The 26671-nt window shown below is 54.3% G+C and carries 23 protein-coding genes; 13 read left to right on the top strand and 10 right to left on the bottom strand.

What is annotated here, in order from left to right; all coding sequences use genetic code 11:
- Positions 1–116: 116 nt before the first annotated feature.
- Complete coding sequence (gene aaeR / locus K7H21_RS02515; protein ID WP_004125810.1) at positions 117–1046, top strand: HTH-type transcriptional activator AaeR; 930 nt, start codon at positions 117–119, stop codon at positions 1044–1046.
- Here the strand turns inward: aaeR and fucR are convergent.
- The 9 genes from fucR to csrD form a co-directional block, all read right to left on the bottom strand.
- Entirely contained in the window at positions 1043–1789 is a 747-nt protein-coding gene (fucR, locus tag K7H21_RS02510) for an L-fucose operon activator (RefSeq protein ID WP_004125812.1), read from the bottom strand. The two genes, aaeR and fucR, sit on opposite strands and share 4 nt — an antisense overlap.
- Positions 1790–1847: 58 nt before the next feature.
- Positions 1848–3293 carry a metalloprotease TldD gene (tldD, locus tag K7H21_RS02505; protein ID WP_004125820.1) on the bottom strand — a complete coding sequence of 482 codons (1446 nt, stop codon included), beginning with the start codon at positions 3291–3293 and terminating at the stop codon, positions 1848–1850.
- 88 nt (positions 3294–3381) lie between these two features.
- On the bottom strand, positions 3382–7179 hold the full coding sequence (gene yhdP / locus K7H21_RS02500) for an AsmA2 domain-containing protein YhdP (protein ID WP_223035545.1): 3798 nt from the start codon (positions 7177–7179) through the stop codon (positions 3382–3384).
- Between the two features lie 78 nt (positions 7180–7257).
- Positions 7258–8727, bottom strand: coding sequence for a ribonuclease G (rng, locus tag K7H21_RS02495; RefSeq protein ID WP_004125826.1), 1470 nt, complete (start codon positions 8725–8727; stop codon positions 7258–7260).
- 2 nt (positions 8728–8729) lie between these two features.
- A complete protein-coding gene (locus K7H21_RS02490) occupies positions 8730–9311 on the bottom strand; it encodes a Maf family protein (protein ID WP_223035544.1) in 582 nt (193 codons plus the stop codon).
- 7 nt (positions 9312–9318) lie between these two features.
- A complete protein-coding gene (gene mreD, locus K7H21_RS02485; protein ID WP_004125830.1) occupies positions 9319–9807 on the bottom strand; it encodes a rod shape-determining protein MreD in 489 nt (162 codons plus the stop codon).
- Positions 9807–10793, bottom strand: a complete 987-nt coding sequence (gene mreC / locus K7H21_RS02480; protein ID WP_004125831.1) for a rod shape-determining protein MreC — start codon at positions 10791–10793, stop codon at positions 9807–9809. Before mreC ends, mreD begins: the two co-directional genes overlap by 1 nt.
- 70 nt (positions 10794–10863) lie before the next feature.
- Positions 10864–11907 (bottom strand): rod shape-determining protein MreB, encoded by a 1044-nt coding sequence (gene mreB / locus K7H21_RS02475; RefSeq protein ID WP_002918653.1) that lies wholly within the window; start codon positions 11905–11907, stop codon positions 10864–10866.
- 305 nt (positions 11908–12212) lie between these two features.
- The gene (gene csrD / locus K7H21_RS02470; protein WP_004125832.1) at positions 12213–14153 is read right to left on the bottom strand and encodes an RNase E specificity factor CsrD; all 1941 of its coding nucleotides are present in this window, start codon (positions 14151–14153) and stop codon (positions 12213–12215) included.
- Positions 14154–14372: 219 nt separating this feature from the next.
- On the opposite strand from csrD, the gene acuI reads away from it, so the two are divergent.
- The 11 genes from acuI (at position 14373) to fis (ending at position 24433) form a co-directional block, all read left to right on the top strand.
- The gene (gene acuI, locus K7H21_RS02465; protein ID WP_004125839.1) at positions 14373–15347 is read left to right on the top strand and encodes an acrylyl-CoA reductase (NADPH); all 975 of its coding nucleotides are present in this window, start codon (positions 14373–14375) and stop codon (positions 15345–15347) included.
- 77 nt (positions 15348–15424) lie between these two features.
- On the top strand, positions 15425–16426 hold the full coding sequence (gene msrP / locus K7H21_RS02460) for a protein-methionine-sulfoxide reductase catalytic subunit MsrP (protein ID WP_004125841.1): 1002 nt from the start codon (positions 15425–15427) through the stop codon (positions 16424–16426).
- Positions 16426–17025 carry a protein-methionine-sulfoxide reductase heme-binding subunit MsrQ gene (gene msrQ, locus K7H21_RS02455; RefSeq protein WP_004125842.1) on the top strand — a complete coding sequence of 200 codons (600 nt, stop codon included), beginning with the start codon at positions 16426–16428 and terminating at the stop codon, positions 17023–17025. Before msrP ends, msrQ begins: the two co-directional genes overlap by 1 nt.
- Positions 17026–17418: 393 nt before the next feature.
- A complete protein-coding gene (gene accB / locus K7H21_RS02450) occupies positions 17419–17892 on the top strand; it encodes an acetyl-CoA carboxylase biotin carboxyl carrier protein (protein ID WP_004125844.1) in 474 nt (157 codons plus the stop codon).
- 10 nt (positions 17893–17902) lie between these two features.
- Positions 17903–19252: an acetyl-CoA carboxylase biotin carboxylase subunit gene (accC, locus tag K7H21_RS02445; RefSeq protein ID WP_004125846.1), complete on the top strand. Its 1350-nt coding sequence runs from the start codon at positions 17903–17905 to the stop codon at positions 19250–19252.
- Positions 19253–19362: 110 nt separating this feature from the next.
- Complete coding sequence (locus tag K7H21_RS02440) at positions 19363–19605, top strand: YhdT family protein (protein WP_004125848.1); 243 nt, start codon at positions 19363–19365, stop codon at positions 19603–19605.
- Entirely contained in the window at positions 19595–21046 is a 1452-nt protein-coding gene (panF, locus tag K7H21_RS02435; RefSeq protein ID WP_004125850.1) for a sodium/pantothenate symporter, read from the top strand. Before K7H21_RS02440 ends, panF begins: the two co-directional genes overlap by 11 nt.
- Before the next feature lie 11 nt (positions 21047–21057).
- A complete protein-coding gene (prmA, locus tag K7H21_RS02430) occupies positions 21058–21939 on the top strand; it encodes a 50S ribosomal protein L11 methyltransferase (RefSeq protein WP_049114902.1) in 882 nt (293 codons plus the stop codon).
- A gap of 138 nt (positions 21940–22077) precedes the next feature.
- Entirely contained in the window at positions 22078–22818 is a 741-nt protein-coding gene (locus K7H21_RS02425) for a carbonic anhydrase (RefSeq protein ID WP_004125853.1), read from the top strand.
- A gap of 328 nt (positions 22819–23146) precedes the next feature.
- Positions 23147–24112, top strand: coding sequence for a tRNA dihydrouridine synthase DusB (gene dusB, locus K7H21_RS02420; RefSeq protein WP_024360647.1), 966 nt, complete (start codon positions 23147–23149; stop codon positions 24110–24112).
- Positions 24113–24136: 24 nt separating this feature from the next.
- On the top strand, positions 24137–24433 hold the full coding sequence (gene fis, locus K7H21_RS02415) for a DNA-binding transcriptional regulator Fis (RefSeq protein WP_000462905.1): 297 nt from the start codon (positions 24137–24139) through the stop codon (positions 24431–24433).
- A gap of 64 nt (positions 24434–24497) precedes the next feature.
- On the opposite strand, the gene envR is transcribed toward fis, so the two are convergent.
- Positions 24498–25148: an acrEF/envCD operon transcriptional regulator gene (gene envR / locus K7H21_RS02410; RefSeq protein WP_004125855.1), complete on the bottom strand. Its 651-nt coding sequence runs from the start codon at positions 25146–25148 to the stop codon at positions 24498–24500.
- Between the two features lie 378 nt (positions 25149–25526).
- Between envR and K7H21_RS02405 the strand changes: the two genes are divergently transcribed.
- Positions 25527–26666 carry an efflux RND transporter periplasmic adaptor subunit gene (locus tag K7H21_RS02405; RefSeq protein WP_087829066.1) on the top strand — a complete coding sequence of 380 codons (1140 nt, stop codon included), beginning with the start codon at positions 25527–25529 and terminating at the stop codon, positions 26664–26666.
- Positions 26667–26671: the final 5 nt, after the last annotated feature.

Below are 26671 nucleotides of genomic sequence, written 5' to 3'. Positions count from 1 at the left end.
AAGCGTACAGGTGATATGCGCGATGCGTTTATTATTAAGCTAACTATATAGTAACGTAACAATTGCGGTCTTATCTATAATGTGTGATCTAAATCACTTTTAAGCCAGAGTGAATAATGGAACGATTAAAACGCATGTCCGTTTTTGCCAGAGTGGTGGAATTAGGTTCATTTACCGCCGCGGCCCGCCAGCTCCAGATGAGCGTTTCTTCCATCAGCCAGACGGTAGCCAAACTGGAAGATGAGCTACAGGTTAAGCTACTCAACCGCAGTACGCGCAGCCTGGGCTTAACAGAAGCGGGAAAAATATATTATCAAGGCTGTCGGCGGATGCTGTTCGAAGTCCAGGATGTCCATGAACAGCTATACGCGTTTAACAATACGCCCATCGGTACGCTGCGCATCGGCTGTTCTTCAACTATGGCACAGAATGTCCTGGCTCGCATAACCGCCGATATGCTCAAAGAGCACCCGGGGCTCTCCATAAACCTGGTCACCGGCATCCCGGCGCCGGACCTGATCGCGGACGGTCTGGACGTGGTGATTCGCGTGGGAGCGCTGCAGGACTCCAGCCTCTTTTCTCGCCGTCTGGGCTCTATGCCAATGGTGCTCTGTGCGGCGAAAAGCTATCTCCAGCACGCCGGATGTCCGGAAAAGCCGGCGGATCTCGCCAGCCACTCCTGGCTGGAATACAGCGTCCGGCCGGATAACGAATTTGAAATCATCGCTCCGGAAGGCATTTCAACCAAGCTGATCCCTCAGGGCAGATTCGTCACTAACGATCCGATGACGCTGGTGCGCTGGCTGACGGCAGGCGTCGGCGTAGCTTACGTTCCGCTGATGTGGGCGATCGAAGAGATCAACCGCGGCGAACTGGAGATCCTGCTGCCGAGCTACCAGTCCGATCCGCGACCGGTATACGCGCTGTATACCGAGAAAGATAAGCTGCCGCTGAAGGTACAGGTATGCATTAATTACCTGACCGAGTATTTCGTCGGGGTGGCAAATATTTACCAGGGTATGCACGGTCGGGGAATAGCCCGCTAGCGTCCAGAGCCTGCGAAAAAGGGTAATAACGCATTATCAGGCCCGGCATCGGAAATAATCTGCGTCACGTCGCGGAGATTGCCGATGTTCACCTCGCCGGAGCGATGAAATTTGCTTTTGTCGATTAACAATAGCGACTGTGCCGCCCGTTTCAGGAGCAGCGATTTGTAAGCGGCATTATTGGCGCTGGAATCCCAGAGAACGCCGTCGTTATCGATCCCCTCGCAGGAAAAAATGAACAGATCGATCTCCAGCGATTTGACCTGCGATAACAGCGCAGGGTTAACGTAATAGCCATATTGACGCTGAAGCTGACCACCGGCGCTGATCAGCTGGATCCGTTCACGGCGGCCCAGCTCTACGCAAACCGGGTGGCTATTGGTAAACACCGTCAGGTTAATATTCGGTAGCTGACGCGCCAGAAACCAGCAGGTTGAGCTCGCATCCAGCGCGATCGTCATGCCTTCATCAATCCACGCCAGCGCGGTACGGGCAATATCAGATTTATGGGCATAATGGCTTTTCACGCGGCTATGAAACGGCTTCTCGCCACTGTGATTATCGCGCAGGAGAACGCGCGCCTGCCCGTGGCTACGCTGAATACTCCCCTGTTTCTGCAGCTCGCTCAAATCGCGACGAACGGTCTCGATGCTGACCTGCAGAAGCTGGGATAACGCTTCAGTGGTTAGGGTGCGGTGCTGACTGAGTAACTCGACTATCTGCTGCTGACGCGCGGCTTTCATCGCGACCCCGCGGAGGTGATGTGCGCTTTCGCCGCGAGCGAAAGCGCATTGAGAGATATCAGGCGGTGCCGCCGACGGTGAGTTTATCCACTTTGAGCGTTGGCTGACCAACGCCAACCGGTACGCTCTGGCCCTCTTTGCCGCAAACGCCGACGCCGCTGTCCAGCTTCAGATCGTTCCCCACCATCGAAATCTGCTGCATCGCTTCGATACCTGAGCCGATGAGCGTCGCCCCCTTCACCGCTTTGGTCACTTTGCCTTTTTCAATCAGGTAGGCTTCAGACGTGGAGAAGACAAATTTCCCGGAGGTGATATCCACCTGACCGCCGCCAAAGTTCGGCGCGTAGATGCCGTAATCGACCGATTCGATAATCTCCTGCGGCGTGGATTTCCCCGCCAGCATGTAGGTGTTGGTCATACGCGGCATAGGCAGGTGCGCGTAGGATTCGCGACGACCGTTGCCGGTTGGCGCCACACCCATCAGCCTGGCGTTGAGCTTGTCCTGCATATAGCCTTTGAGAATGCCGTTTTCAATCAAAACGTTATACTGGCCCGGAGTACCTTCGTCATCAATGGCGACGGAGCCACGACGGTTGGCAATGGTGCCATCATCCACCACGGTGCACAGCTCAGAGGCCACCAATTCGCCCATATGGCCGCTGAATACCGAGGTCCCGCGACGGTTAAAATCGCCTTCCAGTCCGTGACCGACGGCTTCATGAAGCAGCACGCCAGGCCAGCCCGCCCCCAGCACAACCGGCAGCATTCCGGCAGGCGCTGCGACGGCGGTCAGATTGACCAGCGCCATACGCACGGCTTCTCTCGCCCATACATCTGCGCGCACATCGCCATCCTGCGAGGCCAGGAAATAGTCATAGCCAAAGCGACCACCGCCGCCGCTAGCGCCGCGCTCGCGTTTGCCATCCTCTTCCACCAGCACGCTGACGGAAAGACGAACCAGCGGGCGCACGTCCGCCGCCAGCGTGCCGTCAGTGGCGGCAACAAGAATTAACTCATAGACGCCGGTCAGGCTGGCGGAAACTTCCTGCACCCGTTTATCGGCCGCGCGGGCGGTTTTATCTACCCGGCGCAGAATATCCAGCTTCTCTTCCCGACTCATGCTTTGCAGCGGGTCGATACTGGTATAGAGCGAGCTGTGCTCCACTCCGCCGAGGGTATGAACTTTACCATCGCCGTGGTCGCGTACAATGGTACGCGCCGCCTGCGCGCTCTGTTCCAGCGCCAGTCGGCTAATCTGGTCCGCATAGGCAAAGCCGGTTTTTTCCCCGCTCACCGCACGGACGCCGACGCCCTGGTCGATATTGTACGAACCATCTTTAATGATGCTGTCTTCAAGAACCCAGGACTCGTGATAGCTCGACTGAAAATAGAGATCGCCGTAATCCAGACGGCGCTCGGCCAGTTGGCCAAGAATGGTAAACAGATCCTGATGGTTCAGGCCGTTTGCCAACAGTAATTGTTCACTTACCAGGTTCAGACTCATCGTTTTGCTACTCGTTTGTTGCCGCCTCTCGGGCGGAAATAAAATAGGCTCTCTATTGAGAGTGCGGTAATTACGCACAATCGTCAAATCATTGCTTTTTGTCACTTCGCGCCTGGCGCAGAACTTCGTTAATTTGCGGCTGATCGATAGGACCGGTGATGCGATAGCGCAGAATAGAAACTTTATTCCACAGCGGCCCCAATACCTTGCTGGCGGCAAAGACCGCGGCGCCGATTATCGGGTTAACGGCAAAGGCTGCAGCGACGCCCACGGTCGCGGAAATTTCCGGCGCGACCACGGCCTGCATATTCAGCTGACGGCGGACAAGATCCACCGACCCTTTCATGGCAATATCCGCTTCCAGGCCATCAACTAGCGTATCGTCGGTATGGAGAACGCCGTCTTTAATCCACGCCGTACTGCGAATGGAATCGAAGTAGAAACCTTCGCTGAAGGTATCGCTAAAGTCGAAACGCAGCTTGCGCAGCAGCGCGTCAACGCTCAATAAACGCAGTAGCTGGCCGGCATGACCGGTGCTGAGATCGGTAAACTCGCCTTTCCCAAGACGGCTTTTAAGGATCCCGTTAAGCGAGGCAACGTCGGGCTGCCACGGCGGCGCACGCCAGTGAAGGTCATAATCAATATCAAACGAAGAACCTTTTACCGGCGTGGATACGCCGAAGAAGTTCACGAAATCATCGGTTTTATTACCGTGCAGTTTACCTTTTAAAGAGGTTCGTACGCCCGCCGGCGCGCTCACCCACACGCCATCGGTCGTCAGGCGGCCAAAACCGGTATCCACCAGGCCGTTCGCCAGCGTCAGGGTATCTCCGCGGATAGTGAAATCGCCTTCGATGCGACCATATTTTTGCCCCCACAGCCAGCACTCGGCGCAGCGAAGCTGAAGGTCCGGCCAGCCGTGGAAATCCATTTTTGCGTCTGCCAGAGGGCCGCTGCTTTTTTCCGTCCCGCCGCTTTTCGCTGCAGTGGGGTTGTAGTAGAGATAGCGAATGGCTGCCAGCCACGGTGCGTTTTTCCGCATTGTCAGGGTGGCGTTAACTTCACGCCCCTGGGCTTCAATCTTCGTCCCTCCGGCGCCGGGTTGGGAAACAAGGCTGACGTTATTCCAGCTCTGGCCCGCCATCGTTAACACCGGCGTACGCAGCGTGACCTGCTCGGGGAAAATCATATTGCTGCTGACGTCATTGGCCGCGCCGCCCTGGAACAGCGCCAGCCACTGCGCACCATCCATCGGCGGCATATTCAGCTCCACGCCAGGCTGCCCGGGGAGTGGGGACACGGCTTTACTGTCAGTGGTTAAAATAGCGCGGTCCAGAGTCAGCTTATGACCCAGCAGCCAGCGGCTATTGATATGATTTTTCGCCCCCACGGAGCCGGCCAGAGTAAAGCTGCTTAGGCCGCCATCAACCTTAATGTTTACCGGTAGAGGCTCACCGGCCCGTTTATCGACCGGTGAAGGTAAGTGACTACTTACATTCTTCAGGTCAGCGTTAACATCCACCTTATAGCTAGCGTTACCGCGATACGGAAGCTCAATCGCGACTTTACCGTCCCAGGGCACGCTACCGCTCAGGGTGCCATCCAGGGCTTTCGGCAGTAAACCGGTACGCGCGGGCTGCCAGTTGGCGTTCATCCCGACGTCTACCAGGAATGCTTTCGCGCCTTCGGTGGTCGAGAAATCGATATTCAGCGGCTGATTAAACCAGGTCGCGCTCATCGGTTCGCTTTTTAGGTCGCCGTTTACAAAGCTGAATTTACCGTTCAGGTTCTGCAATGTGGTATCAATAGGCTTGATAAATAAACTGTTATTGTCCAGCCGGACATCACCCTTAGCGGTGGTCATCTCGCCATCCAGGGGGATATCAAGATGTAAGCGAGCGCTCACATTACCGTCCAACTGAAGCTCATCCAGCGCCGCGCCCAGCGTCTCTTTCAGCGGCGTCTCGTTAAAATAAGGACCAACCTCTTTACCCGGACCGTTAACATCGGCATCGATTAATAACTTTTCCCGCGAATAGTCGGGGATCACCGCATCGAGATTGCTGGCGGTCACTTTGCCGAGCATTGCCTTATCGGCCTTCATCCATAGTCCGTCATTGATAAAGTTAAGGTCGATATTCAGGCCGGTTAGCGCAGGCCAGTCAGGCTGAAAGGCAAAGGTGGCGTTCTTTAGCGGCACCGTGACCTGGAATTGCCCCTCATTATGCTTATACGGGAAAAGGTGCGGGTTGCCGCCATAAGCCAGCGTGGCATCAGTGGCCTGGCCGCCTTTAATCGCTCCGCTGAGATAATCCACCAGCGCTTTGCCCATCAGATTTTCCGGGAAGTAGCGCCATGCCTGACCGCCGTCGTTGGTACTGATACCGGCCAGAATACCGAGCCAGGGTTCATCGCCCTGCGGCTGCAGATAGCGGAACCCGCCGCGGGCACGAACACCGGTAGCCTGTACGTCGATGTCGCGACCATCGAGCATAAAACCTTTGTCATTCTTCACCCAACTGAGGGTCGCATCGCCCTGGGCGATTTCCAGCGGCGCGCGAAAGACCGTTTCATAGGGCATTTTCGCCTGCGACATGTGGGCATGCAGGGTACCGTTTTCCACGCTGCCGGCAATGTTGCCGGAGAAATGCTCCGCGCCGGGCAGCAGCTTCCACTGCTTCCAGGACATGTCGCTCCAGTCCGCCTGGAAACGCGTTTTTTCCGCCATCTGTAGCGGAATATCCAGCGCCAGAAGGTTGATTTTGCCGTCCGGCTGCGTCGTACGCCAGATTTCGCCCAGCGACGGTGCCAGTTTATCCGCCATCGGCTGCAGCCCGGTCAGGCCGCTAAGGTTAAGATTGCTGGCGCGAATGCGCAGCTCATCGCTGCGTTGACCATTTTTTCCCCCCACATCCTGAGCCGGGATCCACGCCATCGACAGCGCGCCGCGCGGCCAGGGTTTATCATCCATCGAAATGCGCGTATCCGGGATGTCAAAGCCCCAGCTTTGATTATCGCGATAGATGTGCGCCGTCAGATTATCAACCGAGAGATGATGCTTATCTTTATCACCCTGCCAGCTGGCACCGCCTTTTTTCAGCCATACATCCCCGCTGGCGACGTCGCCTTTGTCGATGGTCATCCAGCCTTCAAGGCTAAACCGCGCGCTCTGCAGGGCGATGTTGTCCTGCATCCAGCGACCAAGCCATGGCTTAACGTCGATATCATCGGCCTGAAGCCAGACGCGCCCCTTATTGAGCAAGCCGTCTTCATCGCGCAGGTCCATGCGCACCTGCATCACGCCATGCTGGCCGGTCAGGCTGCTAAGGCTAAGCTGCCCCTCAGCGCGATGGCGATTTTTACCGTTCAGCCAGGTAAGCTGCGGGATGGAGAGCTCTGCCCGCTGGCCCGAGATCGTCAGGAAGCTCAGATGGCTATCGCGAAGAATAAAGTGGTCGAACTGGCGGAGAAAAAGATCGCTGATACGGTCGGTTTTCAGCCCTTCACCGCCGTTATTGGTTTGAATAGGAGTATTGGTATGAATCTGCAGCTGCCAGAAGGTCAGATCGCGAAACTGCCAGCGCATATGCAGCAGGCTTTGCCAGACGTCGAGCGCCAGAGTGACGCGCTTGACGGAAAGCTCACCGCCGTCATTCAGGCCGGCCTTAACATCGCGGACATCCAACGTTGGGCCAAAAGTCTGCCAGCTGGCGACAATGTTTGAGGCATCGACCGGCACGCCGGCCATCGCGGAGACTTTTTCCAGCACCTGCGGACGCCAGCTGTTCAACTGCGGCAGAACGAGACGCAGACCGCTCACCAGCAGTGCGACGACAACAATCAATGTTGCTGCGGTGAGCAGTAATATCCCGGGCAGTCGCCTCACGCATCTCTCCTTGTCAGCCTGTTACGCGTCATCCTTTCGCCCGCCTCTTTATCCCGACATCAGCAAGCAAACGGATGATTACATCATTACGACATCAAACTGCTCTTGATTATAGAGCGGTTCAATTTGTACTTTGACCTGCTTACCGACAAAGATCTCGACTTCTGCCAGCGCGTGCGACTCTTCCCCTTTCAGCGTTTCCGCTACCGCAGGAGAAGCATAGACCAGGAACCGGTCGGAATCGTAGGCGTGGTGCACGCGCACGATTTCGCGCATGATTTCATAGCACACCGTTTCCACCGTTTTCACCGTACCGCGCCCGTGGCAGGTAGGACACTCATTACATAGCACATGCTCCACGCTTTCACGAGTGCGCTTGCGGGTCATCTCTACTAGTCCAAGCTGGGAGAAGCCATTAATGCTGGTTTTAACCCGGTCTTTGCTCAGCGCCTGCTCAAGAGAGTGCAGCACCCGGCGACGGTGATCTTCATTGTTCATATCAATGAAATCAATGATGATAATCCCACCAAGATTGCGCAGCCGTAGCTGACGAGCAATCGCCTGGGTCGCCTCAATATTGGTATTAAAGATAGTATCGTCAAGATTACGGTGACCGACGAATGCGCCGGTGTTGATATCAACGGTGGTCATCGCTTCCGTTTGATCAATGATTAGATAACCGCCTGATTTCAGCTCAACTTTACGTTCCAGCGCGCGCTGAATTTCGTTTTCCACGTCGAAAAGATCGAAAATCGGCTGGCGGCCGCTGTAATGCTCCAGCTTGCTGGTCATCTCCGGAATATATTCGGCGGTAAACTCCAGCAGCGATTCGTAGGTCAGACGGGAGTCAACGCGAATACGGTCAAGATGCGCATCGGCGAAATCACGCAGCACGCGCTGCGCCAGCGCCAGTTCACCGTACATTTGATAACGCGTCTGCTGGCGCTTTTTGCGCTCCATCACTTTTGTCCAGACGCGCTTTAAATAGGCGGCATCTGCGGCCATCTCCTGCTCATGAACGCCTTCCGCCGCGGTACGGATAATGAATCCGCCCTGTTCATCGCAGTATTCAGACACCACTTTTTTCAGGCGTTCGCGTTCCGCTTCGCTTTCAATACGCTGAGAGACGCCGACATGCGAAGCCCCGGGCATAAAGACCAGATAGCGAGAAGGAATGGTGATATCGGTGGTCAGGCGGGCACCTTTGGTGCCGAGAGGATCTTTAACCACCTGCACCATTAAATCTTGCCCCTGACGCACCAGCTCGGAGATATCGCGGACGGCGAACTGCTTTTGCTCTTCGCCCGCCACGCACTCGGTATGCGGCATAATATCAGAAGCGTGCAGAAACGCGGCCTTATCCAGGCCAATATCTACAAAAGCCGCCTGCATTCCCGGCAGCACCCGACTGACACGACCCTTGTAGATATTGCCTACTATTCCGCGTCGCGCTTCACGCTCAATATGAATTTCCTGGAGAATACCGCCATCAATGTAAGCGACGCGCGTTTCTGATGGCGTTACGTTAACTAATAATTCAGCAGTCATCTTTATCCCTTTTCTTCACGCAGTGAGTTAAAGTTACTTAGCAACTCATACGTTTCCACCAGCGGTAAGCCAACGACGGCGTGATAGCTGCCATTTATCTTCCTGACGAAACAGCCACCCAACCCCTGAATACCGTATGCACCTGCTTTATCTAACGGTTCGCCGCTGGCGACATAATCGGCGACATCCTGTACTGAGAGCACGCGGAAAGTGACCTCCGTGACCACCAGGCAATCCAGCATCTGCTGCTTATCGGCCAGCGCCACGGCGGTCATCACCTGATGAGTTTTCCCGGAAAGCATGCGCAGCATCTCGGCGGCGTGCCCGGCATCGCGCGGTTTTTCCAGCACTTCACCGTTAAGGATGACAATGGTATCCGCGCCCAAAACGGGCAGATCGCGCGGTGCCAGCACGACGCCAGCCTGCGCCTTTTCGCGCGCCAGACGGACCACATACTGCTGTGCGCTCTCCTGTGGGCGGCGCAGTTCCTCAATACCGGGAACCACGCGCTCAAAAGCGAAGCCAAGCTGAGTCAGCAGTTCCTGCCGACGCGGAGAACCTGAAGCAAGATACAGAGTCGTCATATCAACCTTATTGCACCGCAAACTGCTGGCGCACTTTACGCATCAGCAGGAAAATCCATGGCCAGAGCACACCGTTTACTACACTACTCCAGAACACTTCCGGACGGAAAGAGACGTTGATCACTAAAAACTCTGCCCAGAAAACAATGATATCCACGGAGAGGGATAACATGACTACTACCAACGCCTGTTGCCAGAGCGCCAGATTGCGGAACAGCTGATATTTCAGCGCGACCAGATAAGCCACAATACTTAATGATAGTGCGCGAACGCCAAGCGTCGAGCCGCTGATGAGATCGAGGATCGCCCCCATCACAAAGCCTGTACCGACGTTAACCCTGTGGGGTAGCGCGAGGATCCAGTACAACAGGATAAGCAATACCCAGTTTGGCCGGTAAACGCTAATGTCCGCCGGCCAGGGCATTATTTGCAGCAATAGTGCGATAAGAAACGAGAGCCAGATAACCCAGCGTCCCTGGCTACGATAACTTGCCACTATTGCCCCCCCGCTGGCTGAGACTGCTGTGGCATACCGGTTGCCGGAGCCGGCATCTGCGGCCCCATAGCATCCGGAGCAGGCAGAACCTGCGGCATCATCTGCATCAGGCGTTCATTCGCTACGCGATGAACCTCTTCCGGCGTCATCGGATTCGCGCCGTTGCGATCGGCTCCCCATAGCAGCAGCAGGTAACGCAGGCGCTGCAGACCGGCTGTCGGACGCGCCTGAATCACCGTATACGCACGCTGCGTATCCAGCTTAACGGACGAAACCACCCCCACCGGATACCCTTCAGGGAAGCGGCCACCGAGGCCCGAAGTCACCAGAACATCGCCAACGCGAATATCGGTATTGGCCGGCAGATGTTCCAGCTGCAAATCATCGGTACAGCCATTGCCTGCGGCAATCACGCGAATATCGTTACGCAGTACCTGAATCGGTAACGCATGCGTGGCATCGCAAATCAGCAGCACGCGGCTGGTCAGTTTCGCCACCGCGACCACCTGACCAACAACGCCTTTATCGCTGATCACCGGCTGGCCTTCATAAACGCCGTTAACGCTGCCTTTATCGATAACGACCTGATCGCTATAGGGGTCATTAACCGTTGAGATGACCTGAGTCACCATTTTTTGCTCGTCCTGACGCAGCGGAGAGCCCAGCAGTTCACGCAGACGCGCGTTCTCCTGCTTGTACTGGCCCAGCATCAGTAGGTCGCTGTTCTTCAACAACAGTTCCTGGCGCAGCGCGCGGTTTTCCAGTTCGAGCTGGTCGCGGGTGGCCAGCGTTTGCGAAACGCTATCCAGCAATTCCCTTGGACCATTTGAGACAAAGTAGAAAGGGCTGACGGCTGTATCCATGTACGTTCGAATTTGGCTGAACGTACCCAGGCGGCTGTCGGCGATTATCACGCCAAGCGCCACCAAAACCGCCAGAATAAGGCGAATCTGTAGCGACGGGCCACGGCTAAAAATTGGCTTCATAGGCTATGCGTATTCTCGTGTCAGTTAAGATCGGGGTAGCCGTAAGCCAGCTACCCGGATCTCAGGCTGACTACTCTTCGCTGAACAAGTCGCCGCCGTGCATATCGATCATTTCCAGTGCCTTACCGCCGCCACGAGCGACGCAGGTCAGTGGATCTTCTGCAACTACGACAGGTATTCCTGTCTCTTCCATTAACAGACGGTCAAGGTTGCGCAACAGTGCGCCACCGCCAGTCAGAACCATTCCGCGTTCGGAGATATCGGAAGCCAGTTCCGGCGGGCACTGCTCCAGCGCGACCATCACCGCGCTGACGATGCCGGTCAACGGCTCCTGCAGCGCTTCGAGGATTTCGTTAGAGTTCAGCGTAAAGCCGCGCGGCACGCCTTCAGCAAGGTTACGCCCGCGAACTTCGATTTCGCGAACTTCATCACCCGGATAAGCGGAACCGATCTCGTGTTTAATACGTTCTGCGGTCGCTTCGCCGATTAGGGAGCCATAGTTACGACGGACATAATTAATGACGGCTTCGTCAAAACGGTCGCCGCCGATACGTACGGAGGAGGAGTAAACCACACCGTTCAGCGAGATGACCGCCACTTCAGTGGTACCGCCGCCGATATCCACAACCATCGAACCCGTTGCTTCGGAGACCGGCAGACCTGCGCCGATCGCAGCCGCCATCGGCTCTTCAATCAGGAAGACTTCACGGGCGCCAGCGCCCTGTGCGGATTCGCGAATCGCGCGACGTTCAACCTGGGTCGCGCCGACCGGTACGCAGACCAGCACGCGCGGGCTCGGACGCATAAAGCTATTGCTGTGCACCTGTTTAATAAAGTGCTGGAGCATTTTTTCGGTAACGAAGAAGTCGGCGATAACGCCGTCTTTCATTGGGCGAATAGCTGCAATGTTGCCCGGTGTACGCCCAAGCATCTGCTTCGCTTCATGACCCACAGCGGCGACGCTTTTCGGCGATCCGGCACGATCCTGACGAATGGCCACAACGGAAGGCTCATTCAATACGATGCCTTGTCCTTTTACATAAATCAGGGTATTCGCGGTACCCAGGTCAATGGACAGGTCATTGGAAAACATGCCACGAAATTTTTTTAACATACTAAGGGATAATCCTGAAAGCTGGGGCGGAAAACAAAATCCGCTTACTTTACCAACCACGCGCAGCAGCGACAAGGCGCAAAAATCATCTGCTGCGGTGAAAATTAGTGCAGTTCGTTACCTTTGTTACAAATTTGACTGAGTCCGTCCGACGCAGAAATCTTCAGCAGCGCTCCGCGCTTGAATCTGCAACCTGTCAAAGGTCATTCACTGGCATTTACATTGCGACAATCCGGCAGGTAGACAAGCACACCCCCATCACTATGGCGCGCATTATTCTACGTGAAATCACGCTAAACGGCAGATCAAACAGAGTATCTTTGCGAATATTTTTTCACATTTGTGTCAAGTGGCTGTGAGGCGGCAAAAAATTCCCCCTGTCCACCGGTAACACCGCATTGAGACAGCACCTGCCACTCGCTTCGGCTGAGCACGCCGGTAGCGAAAACCTGAACCGGCATTCCTTTACAGGCCTCAACCAGGCTCTGGACCAGCAGCTGATTTTCACTGCGTTTTTCTATATTGCGCGATAACCCCGAATGCAGCTTAATCACTTCAACGTCGAGCTGCTTGATCCAGCTGGTTCCAACCAGCGTCAGACCAGCCTGAACCACGGCAATCCGAATACCTAAAGCGTTAACCAACCGCATAACCGGCTGCAGGCGGCCGATATATTGACAAACATCCGCCTCTGCAAGTTCAAAAATAATACGTCGACGGTGTGATTTTTCGCATTGCATCAAAGTATCGCGCAGCCAGCGCTGGAATCGAGGGCGGATTAAGGACTCAACCGTCACCTGCAGCGCGAGGTTTTCTTCCGGCCAGAAGCCTAAAAACGGCAGCAGTCGAGTAATTTGCAGGCGGTCATACTCTTCCGCCAGGCCAAACTGCAGCACCATCGGCATATATTCCGCCGCGATCACCTCTTCCTTACCATCATAAAGACGGCACATAAGTTCGCGATGATGTACGCGACCATCACGAGTCACCGCAGGTTTCTGGTAAAGTCGCGGCCCGCCGCGGCTGAGCATCTGCTCGATAAGCGTACGCCAGCGCACGTTGCCACGCCCTTTCTCCGGCAGAGAGTCATCATAAACAGCCCAGCTATTGCTGCCCTGCAGCACCGCATTGCGCGTCGCCGCTTCCGCATGTTCCATCACCTGAGCCGCCGTTTGCCCGCTACGGAAAGCGCAGATCCCGATATGCATCATATCGTCACGATCGAGAATGCGCGTCGGCGGCAGGGCGTCCATGGCTTTCAATAGCAAGCCGGCAATGCTGTCAGCCTCTTTTAACGTGCGATGCGGAAGCAGGACGGCAAAATCGCTGCGATGGTAGCGAGCCAGCAAAGCGCCAGGGTAGCGCATAATGAAAGTGGAAAGCATGTTGATCAGCGTAAAGTAATGCTCTTCGGTCGCCGCGCGCCCCCAGTTATCACGCAGCAGGTCGAAATCCGGCAGGCGGATCATCATAACGATGCCGTATGACCCCACCTTCTCCTGATCTTCAAGCAGCGTCGACAGCTGATTATCAAAAAATAATCGGTTACTCAGACCGGTTTTTGAATCCTGTGCGACATAGGAACGAATCAGGGTATCCATGCGGCTTCGCTGATCGCTGGCGAACTGAAGTTCGGATAGCAGCATATCCAGTGCGCTACTGGTGTTTGCTGGCCACTCGTGCACCGACCCTCGCACCTGCGGTCCACGTTCGCCATTAAGAATACGCGCAGTGCGAAGCTCCAGAAGTTCCTGGCCCGCCAGCTGGCGACGGATCCAGCGCACGGAGAAAAAGATAATCAGCACCATAAAACCAATGGCGATGGAAAGCGGCGCGGTGACGTGCAGTGAACGGAAGTAATCGGCCATGGGATCCAGGTACACCAGATGGATAGCCATACCTGGGTGCTTGAGCGACGGGACCGTGATGTCGCGAAACTGATTGCTGCTGCCTAAAGGGCGATAATTATCGGTACGAGAATGGCTATAGACCGGCTTGCCATTGAGCTGAAAATCAACGCGCACCGCTTCGACCGGCGTCATCAGCTCATCCATCTGCGGTTCAATCTGGTCAAAGGACATAGAGACCAGACGGTTATCCAGCATCGTCGCCACCGCCTGAACGCGGTTAGTCATTTTTAGCTGAATGCCGTTATAAAAACTCAGCGACGCGCCAATCAGCGTGACAAAGATCGTCAGACCGGTGAGCAACGTGACAAAAGCTGAGAATTTCGTCGTTAATCGCATCCCTGTGTTAACTCCGCGTGTGAATGACTACCCGATAAACATCCGGGCTCCTGTGCTGACGCCTAAGCTAAAGTAAGCACTAACTTTCTAAAGAGCGACGCATACTATCAAAGCTGGCGCATCTGGCAATTTATTGCGTTACGTCGGTGTAATAATGCCGTTAGCGAGTATAGTCTGCAGAAAAAATTTTCCAATCATCCAACCTATGAGGACCGGCGTATGCAGGCTTTAATCTTAGAACAGCAGGATGGCAAAACTCTCTCTTCGGTGCAAACCATTGACGCCAGCCAGCTGCCACAGGGCGATGTGACAGTGGATATCCAATGGTCCAGCCTGAACTATAAAGATGCGCTGGCTATCACCGGTAAAGGAAAAATTATCCGCAACTTTCCGATGATTCCTGGCATCGATTTTGCCGGTTTTGTCCATAGCAGCGAAGATCCTCGCTTCCACGCCGGCCAGCAGGTGCTGCTGACAGGATGGGGCGTGGGTGAAAACCACTGGGGCGGCCTGGCGGAGCGCGCTCGCGTTAAAGGCGACTGGCTGGTGGCGATGCCGCAAGGCCTGGATGGACGTAAAGCCATGGTCATTGGTACTGCGGGTTTCACCGCGATGCTGTGCGTGATGGCGCTGGAAGACGCCGGGATCCGACCTGAAGACGGCGAAGTGGTGGTCACCGGGGCCAGCGGCGGCGTCGGCAGCACCGCGGTCGCTTTGCTGCATCATCTCGGGTACACGGTGGCGGCAGTTTCCGGGCGCGAAAGCACGCATGAATACCTTAAAAACCTCGGCGCGCAGCGCATTCTTAGCCGCGATGAGTTCGCCGAAACCCGGCCGCTGGAAAAACAGCTGTGGGCAGGTGCCGTTGACACCGTTGGCGATAAAGTACTGGCAAAAGTGCTGGCGCAGATGAACTACGGCGGCTGCGTCGCCGCCTGCGGTCTGGCAGGTGGCTTTGCTCTGCCCACTACCGTGATGCCCTTTATTCTGCGTAACGTGCGCCTGCAGGGCGTTGACTCGGTAATGACCCCTCCCGCGCGCCGGGCCGAGGCCTGGCAGCGGCTGGTTCGCGATCTCCCGGAATCTTTCTACGCGCAAAGCGCAACGGAAATCGCCCTCGCGGAGGCCCCTGCGTTTGCCGATAAGATCATGAGCAATAAAATTCAGGGCCGCACGCTGGTCAAAATCGCCTAATCTGCAATTTTTCGTGACATATTCGCAATAACGCTGCGCCTCCGCCATGCTAAGAAAAACGCATGACGGAGGATGCCATGAAACCCAAAAAACTGACGGAAGCCGACGTGACGGCAGAATCCGTTTTTATGCTGCAACGTCGCCAGATCCTGAAAATGCTGGGAATTAGCGCGACCGCTCTTTCCCTCTCGCCCTCCGCGCAAGCTGACCTGCTGGACTGGTTTAAAGGCAACGACCGCCCGCCAGCGCCGGCGGGTAAAGCGCTGACGTTCGATAAACCGGCGCAATGGCAAAACAATCTCACGTTAACGCCGGAAGATAAGGTATCAGGCTACAACAATTTTTATGAGTTCGGCCTGGACAAAGCCGATCCGGCGGCAAATGCCGGAAGCCTGCGCACCGACCCCTGGACGCTAACGATCGGCGGTGAAGTGGCAAAACCCCTCACGCTCGATCATGACGACCTGACCAGCCGCTTCCCGCTGGAGGAGAGAATTTACCGCATGCGCTGCGTCGAAGCCTGGTCGATGGTGATTCCGTGGGTCGGCTTCCCGCTACATAAACTGCTGTCGCTGGTCGAACCCACCAGCAATGCACGCTATGTCGCGTTTAAAACGCTTTATGCGCCTGAGCAGATGCCGGGCCAGAAGGATCGTTTTATCGGCGGCGGGCTGGCGTATCCCTATGTCGAAGGGCTGCGGCTCGATGAAGCCATGCATCCTCTGACGCTGCTCAGCGTCGGCGTGTATGGTAAAGCGCTGCCTCCGCAAAACGGCGCGCCGGTTCGACTCACCGTTCCCTGGAAGTACGGTTTCAAAGGGATAAAGTCGATCGTCAGTATTGAACTGACCCGTGAACGTCCTCCCACCACCTGGAACCTCGCCGGGCCTGAAGAGTATGGTTTCTACGCCAACGTCAACCCGCATGTCGATCATCCCCGCTGGTCGCAGGCAACCGAGCGTTTTATCGGTGCAGGCGGCGTACTCGACGTCAAGCGCCAGCCAACGTTGCTATTCAACGGTTATGCCGAGGAAGTGGCCTCGCTATACCGGGGTCTGAACCTGCGGGAGAATTACTAGTGCGCCTGACTGTAAAACAGATAACCTGGCTGAAAGCGCTTCTCCATCTTGCCGGCTTTTTGCCTTTTGTCTGGCTGTTCTGGGCTGGGCATCAGGGGTATTTCAGCGCCGATCCGGCAAAGGATATCCAGCACTTTACCGGTAGGATGGCTCTTAAATTCCTGCTGGCTACCTTGCTTGTTTCGCCGCTGGCGCGCTACGCTAAACAGCCATTATTGATACGCACCCGGCGCTTACTCGGTTTATGGTGCTTTGCCTGGGCAACGCTGCATTTGACCAGCTATACGCTGCTCGAACTTGGGATTAACAATCTGGCGCTATTGGGTACAGAAGTGCTCACCCGACCCTATCTGACGCTGGGGTTAATCAGTTGGCTGATTCTGCTGGCGCTGGCGGCGACGTCAACGCAAGCGATGCAGCGAAAATGGGGTCGTCGCTGGCAAACATTGCATAACTTCGTCTATGTTGTCGCGATCCTCGCCCCCATCCACTACCTGTGGTCGGTGAAGATTTTATCCCCGCAACCGGTAATTTATGCGCTGTTGGCGGTCCTACTTTTAGCATGGCGATACAAGAAGTTCCGCCAGTGGTGGCGCTAATTCCGGATATGTGCAGTTTCCCGCAGTTCTTTTATCAACCGCCACTCTTTTCACGATAGCGGTTGATAATCTTCCCTGATAAGACCAGTATTTAGCTGCCAATTGCTACGAAATCGTTATAATGTGCGACTTTGGTTTTCCTGACGGGCTTTTTGAGTCCCGAAAAGGTGACAATCGCGCATCGAAGGTATATTTTGTTTTTTACCCGAGAATGGCAGAAGATAGCCGCATATTGGCCGATAAGTTTCGCTTTTTGCTTTCGGGCATCGGAGGCTTAACCTGTCGGCTTCTGAAGAAGCGCGGCGTCGTGCAACAGCAGTAATTCATATGCTTTACAGACGGTGCTAACACGCCTGTCACAATCACACTAAACAAAGAGTACGGAACCCACTCATGGATATTCGTAAGATTAAAAAACTGATCGAGCTGGTTGAAGAATCAGGCATCTCCGAACTGGAAATTTCTGAAGGCGAAGAGTCTGTACGCATCAGCCGTGCCGCGCCAAACGCAGGTTTCCCGGTGATGCAACAGGCTTATGCCGCACCGATGATGCAGCAACAGCCAGCTCTGTCTAACGCAGTCGCCTCTGCGGCAACGCCAGCAATGGAAGCCCCTGCGGCAGCGGAAATCAGTGGCCACATCGTACGTTCCCCAATGGTTGGTACTTTCTACCGCACCCCGAGCCCGGACGCGAAAGCCTTCATCGAAATCGGTCAGAAAGTTAACGCGGGCGATACCCTGTGCATCGTTGAAGCCATGAAAATGATGAACCAGATCGAAGCCGATAAATCTGGCGTGGTGAAAGCCATTCTGGTCGAAAGTGGTCAACCGGTAGAATTTGACGAGCCACTGGTCGTCATCGAATAACGAGGCGAACATGCTGGATAAAATTGTTATCGCCAACCGCGGCGAGATTGCATTGCGTATCCTGCGTGCCTGTAAAGAACTGGGCATCAAGACCGTTGCTGTGCACTCAACGGCGGATCGCGATTTAAAACACGTATTGTTAGCGGATGAGACGGTCTGTATCGGGCCGGCACCGTCCGTAAAAAGCTACCTTAATATCCCGGCGATTATCAGCGCTGCTGAAATCACCGGCGCGGTGGCAATTCACCCGGGTTACGGATTTTTGTCCGAAAACGCAAACTTCGCTGAGCAGGTTGAGCGTTCCGGCTTTATCTTTATCGGTCCGAAAGCTGACACCATCCGCCTGATGGGCGACAAAGTGTCGGCTATCACCGCGATGAAGAAAGCGGGCGTTCCGACCGTACCGGGTTCTGATGGTCCGCTGGGCGAAGATATGGACGTTAACCGCGCTCATGCAAAACGCATTGGCTACCCAGTGATTATCAAAGCCTCCGGCGGCGGCGGCGGTCGCGGTATGCGCGTCGTGCGCAGCGATGCTGAGCTGGCTCAATCCATCTCCATGACCAAAGCGGAAGCGAAAGCCGCTTTCAACAACGACATGGTGTATATGGAGAAATACCTGGAGAATCCTCGTCATATCGAGATCCAGGTACTGGCTGACGGCCAGGGTAACGCTATCTATCTGGCTGAGCGTGACTGCTCCATGCAGCGTCGCCACCAGAAAGTTGTCGAAGAGGCGCCAGCGCCGGGCATTACGCCGGAACTGCGTCGCTATATCGGCGAACGTTGCTCCAAAGCGTGCGTCGATATCGGCTATCGCGGCGCGGGTACTTTTGAGTTCCTGTTCGAAAACGGCGAGTTCTATTTCATCGAAATGAACACCCGTATTCAGGTTGAACATCCGGTAACCGAAATGATCACCGGCGTCGACCTGATTAAAGAACAGCTGCGTATCGCAGCAGGGCAGCCGCTGTCCATCAAGCAGGAAGAAGTTGTGGTTAAAGGCCATGCGGTGGAATGCCGTATCAACGCCGAAGACCCGAATACCTTCCTGCCGAGCCCGGGTAAAATTACCCGCTTCCACGCGCCGGGCGGTTTTGGCGTGCGCTGGGAGTCTCATATCTACGCTGGCTACACCGTGCCTCCGTACTATGACTCAATGATCGGTAAGCTGATCTGCTATGGCGAAAACCGTGATGTCGCGATTGCCCGCATGAAAAATGCGCTGCAGGAGCTGATTATCGACGGCATCAAAACCAACGTTGATCTGCAGATCCGCATCATGAACGACGAGCATTTCCAGAATGGTGGCACCAATATCCACTATCTGGAGAAAAAACTCGGATTGCAGGAGAAGTAGTTCTCCCATCGCTGCAAAAGGCCGGATAATCCGGCCTTTTTTCTTTTTCTCTCCTCTCCTCTTTTCCATGCGGTACAATCCCCGCTTTCTTCATCCTCAGGGGACAAAAAATGGACAAACGCTTTGTTCAGGCCCATAAAGAGGCGCGCTGGGCGCTGTGGCTAACCCTTCTCTACCTTGCGGCCTGGCTGGCTGCCGCCTATCTGCCAGGCGTCGGTATTGGCCTAACCGGCCTGCCGCACTGGTTCGAAATGGCCTGCCTGCTGGTACCGCTGGTGTTTATTCTGCTGTGCTGGGCGATGGTAAAAGTTATCTATCGCGATATTCCTCTGGAGGATGACGATGCAGCTTGAAGTCATACTGCCGCTTATCGCCTACCTGCTGGTGGTGTTTGCTCTCTCCATCTATGCAATGCGTAAGCGCACAACGGGTTCCTTCCTGAACGAATATTTCCTCGGCAGCCGCTCGATGGGCGGCATTGTATTAGCCATGACGCTTACCGCTACCTATATCAGCGCAAGTTCGTTTATAGGCGGCCCCGGCGCAGCCTATAAATATGGCCTCGGCTGGGTGCTACTGGCGATGATCCAACTTCCGGCGATTTGGCTTTCTCTGGGGATTTTGGGTAAGAAATTCGCCATTCTGGCGCGCCGCTATAATGCAGTAACCCTTAACGATATGCTCTTTGCCCGCTACCAAAGCCGCCTGCTGGTCTGGCTCGCGAGCCTGAGCCTTCTGGTGGCGTTTGTCGGGGCAATGACGGTGCAGTTCATCGGCGGAGCGCGATTGCTGGAAACCGCGGCGGGTATTCCCTACGAAACCGGTCTGCTGATTTTTGGCGTTAGTATCGCGCTCTATACCGCGTTCGGCGGTTTTCGTGCCAGCGTCCTCAACGACACGCTCCAGGGAATGGTGATGCTGGTCGGCACTATTGTCCTGCTGGTTGGCGTCGTTCATGCGGCTGGCGGGCTACATAATGCGGTAGAAACCCTGCAAACCATCGATCCTAAACTGGTTTCACCGCAGGGGGCTGATGACATTCTTTCCCCCACCTTTATGACCTCCTTCTGGGTGCTGGTCTGCTTCGGGGTGATTGGCCTCCCGCACACCGCCGTTCGCTGCATCTCCTATAAAGACAGCAAAGCGGTGCACCGGGGAATTATCATTGGCACCGTCGTGGTGGCGATCCTGATGTTTGGGATGCATCTTGCGGGTGCGTTAGGCCGGGCGGTGATCCCGAATCTGACGGTGCCGGATCTGGTTATCCCGACGCTCATGGTGAAAGTATTGCCGCCCTTTGCCGCAGGGATCTTCCTCGCTGCGCCGATGGCCGCCATTATGTCGACGATCAACGCCCAACTGCTGCAAAGTTCCGCTACGATCATTAAAGATCTCTATCTGAATCTGCGCCCCGAGCAGATAACAAATGAAGCCCGGTTGAAGCGGATGTCGGCAACGATCACCTTGCTGCTGGGCGCTTTACTGCTGCTGGCAGCCTGGCGTCCCCCTGAGATGATTATCTGGCTCAACCTGCTGGCATTCGGCGGCCTGGAGGCTGTGTTCTTATGGCCGCTGGTGCTGGGCCTGTACTGGGAACGAGCGAACGCGAAAGGGGCGTTGAGCGCGATGATCGTCGGCGGCTTACTCTATGCCATACTCGCCACTTTTAATCTTCAGTACCTGGGTTTCCATCCGATAGTGCCCTCGTTGCTGTTAAGCTTATTGGCTTTCCTGGTCGGAAACCGGTTCGGTACCTCCGCACCGCAAGCCGCCGTATTGACTACTGATAAATAAAGAGTTTTGCTATGCCATGGATCCAACTGAAACTGAATACTACCGGCGCGAACGCGGAAGAGCTGAGTGATGCGCTGATGGAAGCGGGTTCCGTTTCCATTACTTTCCAGGATACTCACGATACGCCGGTATTCGAGCCTCTACCGGGTGAAACCCGTCTGTGGGGCGATACGGACGTTATCGGTCTGTTTGACGCCGAAACCGATATGGAAGAGGTGGTCGCCATTCTGCAGCAGCATCCGCTGCTGGGCGCCGATTTCGTGCATAAAATCGAACAACTGGAAGATAAAGACTGGGAGCGCGAGTGGATGGATAACTTCCACCCTATGTGCTTTGGTCAACGGCTGTGGATTTGCCCGAGTTGGCGCGATGTTCCGGATGAAAACGCCGTGAACGTGATGCTCGACCCGGGCCTGGCGTTTGGTACCGGAACGCACCCCACTACCGCGATGTGCCTGCAGTGGCTGGATGGACTCGATCTCGCGGGTAAAACGATTATCGATTTTGGCTGCGGCTCCGGCATTCTGGCCATCGCGGCATTGAAGCTGGGCGCGGCGAAAGCTATCGGTATTGATATCGATCCGCAGGCCATTCAGGCCAGCCGCGATAATGCCGAACGTAACGGGGTCTCTGAACGCCTGGAACTCTATCTGCCCAAGGATCAGCCAGAGGCGATGACAGCCGATGTGGTGGTCGCCAACATTCTGGCTGGCCCATTACGCGAGCTGGCCCCTCTTATCAGCGTGCTGCCGGTTACAGGCGGTCTGCTGGGGCTTTCCGGTATCCTTGCCAGCCAGGCGGAAAGCGTTTGTGAAGCCTACGCCGAGCTCTTTGAGCTCGATCCCGTAGTGGAGAAAGAGGAGTGGTGCCGGATTACCGGTTATAAAAAGTAATCTCTCCCTGTGGCCTCATCGCAGGCCACAACTTTTCGCGTTTTCTGTACATAATCTTTCGCCCAATAAGAATAAGATGATGAGGTAACGTATTGTAGTTACCAATAGAATCATCATTCTATTCATCGGACGAATTATATGAAATTATCTTTGGGCAAGGCGGCATTGTTGGCGTTAAGCATGATGCCCGTTACGGTTTTCGCTTCCCACTGGAGCTATGAAGGCGAAGGTTCGCCGGAACACTGGGGGGCGCTCAATGAGGAGTACAAAATCTGCCAGAACGGCATGAACCAATCCCCTATCAACATCGATGCCACGTTCAAAACCCACCTTTCACCGCTGGACACACACTACATCGATGGGCCAATCACGCTTATTAATAATGGCCACACCATACAGGCGGGGCTAAAGACCACGACAGCGGATACCATTACGATTGACGGTACGCCATTTATCCTCCAGCAGTTCCATTTCCATGCCCCGAGCGAAAACACGGTCCACGGCAAGCACTATGCGATGGAGATGCATCTGGTTCATAAAAGCGCTAAAGGCGCCGTTGCCGTAGTGGCGGTGATGTTCGACCAGGGCGCGGAAAATAGCGAGCTGAACAAGCTATGGGCCACTATGCCCGAGCAGGCTGAGCAGACGGCTAAAATTGTCACGCAAATGGATCTCAACGCCCTGCTTCCCGTAGATAACACCTACTGGCGCTTTAGCGGCTCTCTGACCACTCCGCCTTGTTCAGAAGGGGTGACCTGGATTGTGCTTAAGCATCCCCTGACCCTTTCTTCAGCGCAGCTGGCAAAATTCAGCCACGCTATGCATCACGATAACAATCGTCCGGTACAGCCGCTGAACGGTCGCGTGGTCATAGAGTAAACATCAGAGATGCTTCACGATCATGTTCTGAAATGAGAGTTAACTCACATAAAGCTAAGGTAATTTGCTGATTTCTTCAGCAGATTATCTTGCCCGCGCCCGGCTCCGGGAAGAAAAAATGAGAAGTTAGACAAAATTATATGTGTAGATAAATTCATCACATATTTTTAATGCAATGATTTATAAAGCTAATTATTCATTGGCGCTAATCTTCACGGCGATTCTTTGATCCACCGCAGAGGATTGCTCAAAGTTTGGCCTTTCATCTCGTGCAAAAAATGCGTAATATACGCCGCCTTGCAGTCACAGTATGGTCATTTCTTAACTCATGCGCATCGGACACTACCAGCTCAGAAATCGACTCATCGCAGCGCCTATGGCTGGCATTACTGACAGACCATTCCGGACGTTGTGTTACGAGATGGGAGCAGGGTTGACCGTATCCGAGATGATGTCCTCCAACCCGCAGGTTTGGGAGAGCGACAAGTCCCGCTTACGGATGGTGCACGTTGATGAGCCCGGTATTCGTACCGTGCAAATCGCCGGCAGCGTACCGGAAGAGATGGCTGCAGCCGCCCGTATTAACGTGGAAAGCGGCGCCCAGATTATTGATATCAATATGGGGTGTCCGGCTAAAAAAGTGAATCGTAAGCTTGCAGGTTCAGCCCTCTTGCAGTACCCCGACCAGGTGAAGTCCATCCTGACGGCGGTCGTCAAAGCAGTGGACGTTCCCGTAACTCTCAAGATTCGCACCGGTTGGGAACCGGAACACCGTAACTGTGTAGAAATTGCCCAACTGGCTGAAGAATGTGGCATTCAGGCTCTGACTATTCACGGACGCACGCGCGCCTGCTTGTTTAACGGAGATGCTGAGTACGACAGTATTCGGGCAGTTAAGCAGAAAGTTTCCATTCCGGTTATCGCGAATGGCGACATTACTGACCCGCTTAAAGCCAGAGCTGTGCTCGACTATACGGGGGCAGATGCCCTTATGATAGGCCGTGCCGCTCAGGGAAGACCCTGGATCTTTCGGGAAATCCAGCACTATCTGGACACTGGAGAGCTGCTGCCCCCGCTGCCGTTGGCAGAGGTTAAGCGCTTGCTTTGTGCACACGTTCGGGAACTGCATGGCTTTTATGGCCAGGCAAAAGGGTACCGAATCGCACGCAAACACGTATCCTGGTATCTGCAGGAACACGCTCCAGATGACCAGTTTCGGCGCACATTCAACGCCATAGAAGATTCCAGCGAACAGCTGGAGGCGTTGGAGGCATACTTCGAAAATTTTGCGTAATAGAAATAAAGAGCTGACAGAACTATGTTCGAACAACGCGTAAATTCTGACGTACTGACCGTTTCTACCGTTAACTCTCAGGATCAGGTAACTCAAAAGCCCCTGCGTGACTCGGTTAAACAGGCACTGAAGAACTATTTTGCTCAACTGAATGGTCAGGATGTTAATGACCTGTATGAGCTGGTACTGGCTGAAGTAGAACAGCCCCTGTTGGACATGGTGATGCAATACACCCGCGGTAACCAGACCCGTGCTGCCCTGATGATGGGCATCAACCGTGGTACTCTGCGTAAAAAATTGAAAAAATACGGCATGAACTGATACTAATCAGTTAAGTGTTTGATATAAAAGGCGCTCTTCGGCATGGGGAAGCGCCTTTTTTATTTCATTGATTATAATGGCTAACTGTCGCCAGCTGTCGGGTAGCCCCACAAAGGATCGACATAATATTATCAACCAAAGCGGGCGCCTGGCGATACAGATCAAATTGCCCGGGTTCCACCAGCCAGTTTTTAATAATACCCGTAAACGCGCTGTGTAAGACAATTAATGAAATTTCAACATTAGTTTCCGCTGGTAATAAACCGTTACGAATACAGAGCTGCAAAACCCCGCGAATAATCGGGTAACTAAATCCAATTCTCTTACGAATCTCAGCTTCCGGCATCATGTCGCTGGAAAACTCGCATTTCTGATACAGAATTTGCATCAACGCACGTTGACGGGGGTTATTGGCGATATATTGTAAGCCAATAATAAATTTCTCTCGGAGCGTACTGAGCGGATCCTGGCTCTCTTTTTGGGGAAATTCATGCTGAAGCAGGTCACGTAGCGGCAGCTGCTGTTGCCACATTTCATTAAATAGCTCCGCTTTGCTCGCAAAGTGCCAGTACACCGCTCCGCGCGTGACACCAGCAGCATCAGCAATATCGGCCAAGGTGGTGCTGGTCACGCCGCGTAGGGCAAACTGCTGAATGGCAGACTCAATCAGAAGCTGCCGGGTCTTTAGCGCATCTTCTTTCGTTCTTCTAGGCATACGGTGCTCCACTCAACGCCAGATTGAGAGTGTGGGAAATAGCTGAATAGGTATAAACCTAGCATCTGACAATCAATATTGTTTAGCAAAAACACAGATAAGTTAAATCTCAAACCAAAATAAAATAAATACACACAACAAATAATTAATTCTAATTCATTCATGAATTAAATATCAATGTAAGCAAATTTTAATTTCAGATCATTATAAAAACATTAGCCCTGATATTTTGTTTTTACGTGCCTTGCTGATGGCTAAAAAATAACTATTTCTTACATCCATCGTTTTTTATTTGTAGGATAACAAACCGCATTTTAATTCATTATTTCTTGCACAGATTCGTGGCCAGGTCAGGCTCATAATCTATAAGGAACAGCAATGACACCTCATGTCAGGGTTACACTTTTATCCAGCCTTATCATCTCGGCTATCTTGCTCAGCGGTTGCGATAATTCAGGCGATGAGCAACCGCATGCGCAGACACCTCAGGTCTCCGTCTATGTGGTACACAGCGCGCCGCTGTCCGTCACCACGGAGCTACCCGGCCGCACATCAGCCTACCGCGTCGCGGAAGTCCGCCCGCAGGTGAACGGAATTATCCTGCAGCGTAACTTTGTCGAGGGTAGCGATGTCAGCGCAGGACAGTCGCTTTATCAAATCGATCCGGCGACCTATCAGGCGGCTTACAACAGTACAAAGGGTGATGAAGCGAAAGCAGAGGCGGCAGCCGCCATCGCCCATTTAACGGTAAAACGCTACGCGCCTCTTCTCGGCACAAAATATATCAGCCAGCAAGAATACGATCAGGCGGTGGCGACAGCACGCCAGGCTGATGCCGATGTTATCGCTGCAAAAGCGGCCGTTGAAAGCGCGCGTATTAATCTGGCCTACACCAAAGTGACCTCTCCCATCAGCGGCCGTATCGGCAAATCCAGCGTGACCGAAGGCGCCCTGGTGACAAACGGTCAGGCCGACGCGATGGCGACGGTACAGCAGCTCGATCCTATTTATGTGGACGTTACCGAATCCAGTAATGATTTCATGCGCCTGAAACAGGAAAGTCTGCAGCACGGCAATGACACCAAAAACGTGCAGCTGATTATGGAAAATGGTGAGCCGTATACGCTTCAGGGCACTTTGCAGTTCTCTGATGTCACCGTGGATGAGAGTACCGGCTCCATTACGCTTCGTGCCATCTTCCCTAACCCACAGCACGCTCTGCTGCCAGGTATGTTTGTTCGCGCCCGCATTGATGAGGGAGTTTCGCCGAATGCCATTCTCGTGCCCCAGCAGGGAGTCACCCGGACGCCGCGCGGCGATGCCAGCGTGATGATCGTTAATGACAAAAACCAGGTGGAAACGCGAGCCGTCACCGCCTCACAGGCGATTGGCGATAAGTGGTTAATCACGAGCGGTCTGAAAGCCGGTGAAAAGGTTATCGTCAGCGGTCTGCAGAAAGTACGTCCCGGCGTCACCGTGAAGGCCGAAGAGGATACCGCGACGTCCGTCGCGCAATAAGGTAC

This window comes from Klebsiella sp. CTHL.F3a, from assembly GCF_019890895.1.
GTDB classification, from domain to species: domain Bacteria; phylum Pseudomonadota; class Gammaproteobacteria; order Enterobacterales; family Enterobacteriaceae; genus Klebsiella; species Klebsiella grimontii.
Note: the sequence above shows the minus strand (reverse complement) of the source record. Positions and strands in the feature narration are given on the sequence as shown.

What these genes read in the sequence shown, in the direction of transcription:
- aaeR (WP_004125810.1), top strand. Translation starts at nt 117, where the DNA reads ATGGAACGATTAAAACGCATGTCCGTTTTTGCCAGAGTGGTGGAATTA.
- fucR (WP_004125812.1), bottom strand. Translation starts at nt 1,789, where the DNA reads ATGAAAGCCGCGCGTCAGCAGCAGATAGTCGAGTTACTCAGTCAGCAC.
- tldD (WP_004125820.1), bottom strand. Translation starts at nt 3,293, where the DNA reads ATGAGTCTGAACCTGGTAAGTGAACAATTACTGTTGGCAAACGGCCTG.
- rng (WP_004125826.1), bottom strand. Translation starts at nt 8,727, where the DNA reads ATGACTGCTGAATTATTAGTTAACGTAACGCCATCAGAAACGCGCGTC.
- K7H21_RS02490 (WP_223035544.1), bottom strand. Translation starts at nt 9,311, where the DNA reads ATGACGACTCTGTATCTTGCTTCAGGTTCTCCGCGTCGGCAGGAACTG.
- mreC (WP_004125831.1), bottom strand. Translation starts at nt 10,793, where the DNA reads ATGAAGCCAATTTTTAGCCGTGGCCCGTCGCTACAGATTCGCCTTATT.
- mreB (WP_002918653.1), bottom strand. Translation starts at nt 11,907, where the DNA reads ATGTTAAAAAAATTTCGTGGCATGTTTTCCAATGACCTGTCCATTGAC.
- csrD (WP_004125832.1), bottom strand. Translation starts at nt 14,153, where the DNA reads ATGCGATTAACGACGAAATTCTCAGCTTTTGTCACGTTGCTCACCGGT.
- acuI (WP_004125839.1), top strand. Translation starts at nt 14,373, where the DNA reads ATGCAGGCTTTAATCTTAGAACAGCAGGATGGCAAAACTCTCTCTTCG.
- msrP (WP_004125841.1), top strand. Translation starts at nt 15,425, where the DNA reads ATGAAACCCAAAAAACTGACGGAAGCCGACGTGACGGCAGAATCCGTT.
- accB (WP_004125844.1), top strand. Translation starts at nt 17,419, where the DNA reads ATGGATATTCGTAAGATTAAAAAACTGATCGAGCTGGTTGAAGAATCA.
- accC (WP_004125846.1), top strand. Translation starts at nt 17,903, where the DNA reads ATGCTGGATAAAATTGTTATCGCCAACCGCGGCGAGATTGCATTGCGT.
- K7H21_RS02440 (WP_004125848.1), top strand. Translation starts at nt 19,363, where the DNA reads ATGGACAAACGCTTTGTTCAGGCCCATAAAGAGGCGCGCTGGGCGCTG.
- panF (WP_004125850.1), top strand. Translation starts at nt 19,595, where the DNA reads ATGCAGCTTGAAGTCATACTGCCGCTTATCGCCTACCTGCTGGTGGTG.
- prmA (WP_049114902.1), top strand. Translation starts at nt 21,058, where the DNA reads ATGCCATGGATCCAACTGAAACTGAATACTACCGGCGCGAACGCGGAA.
- K7H21_RS02425 (WP_004125853.1), top strand. Translation starts at nt 22,078, where the DNA reads ATGAAATTATCTTTGGGCAAGGCGGCATTGTTGGCGTTAAGCATGATG.
- dusB (WP_024360647.1), top strand. Translation starts at nt 23,147, where the DNA reads ATGCGCATCGGACACTACCAGCTCAGAAATCGACTCATCGCAGCGCCT.
- fis (WP_000462905.1), top strand. Translation starts at nt 24,137, where the DNA reads ATGTTCGAACAACGCGTAAATTCTGACGTACTGACCGTTTCTACCGTT.
- envR (WP_004125855.1), bottom strand. Translation starts at nt 25,148, where the DNA reads ATGCCTAGAAGAACGAAAGAAGATGCGCTAAAGACCCGGCAGCTTCTG.
- K7H21_RS02405 (WP_087829066.1), top strand. Translation starts at nt 25,527, where the DNA reads ATGACACCTCATGTCAGGGTTACACTTTTATCCAGCCTTATCATCTCG.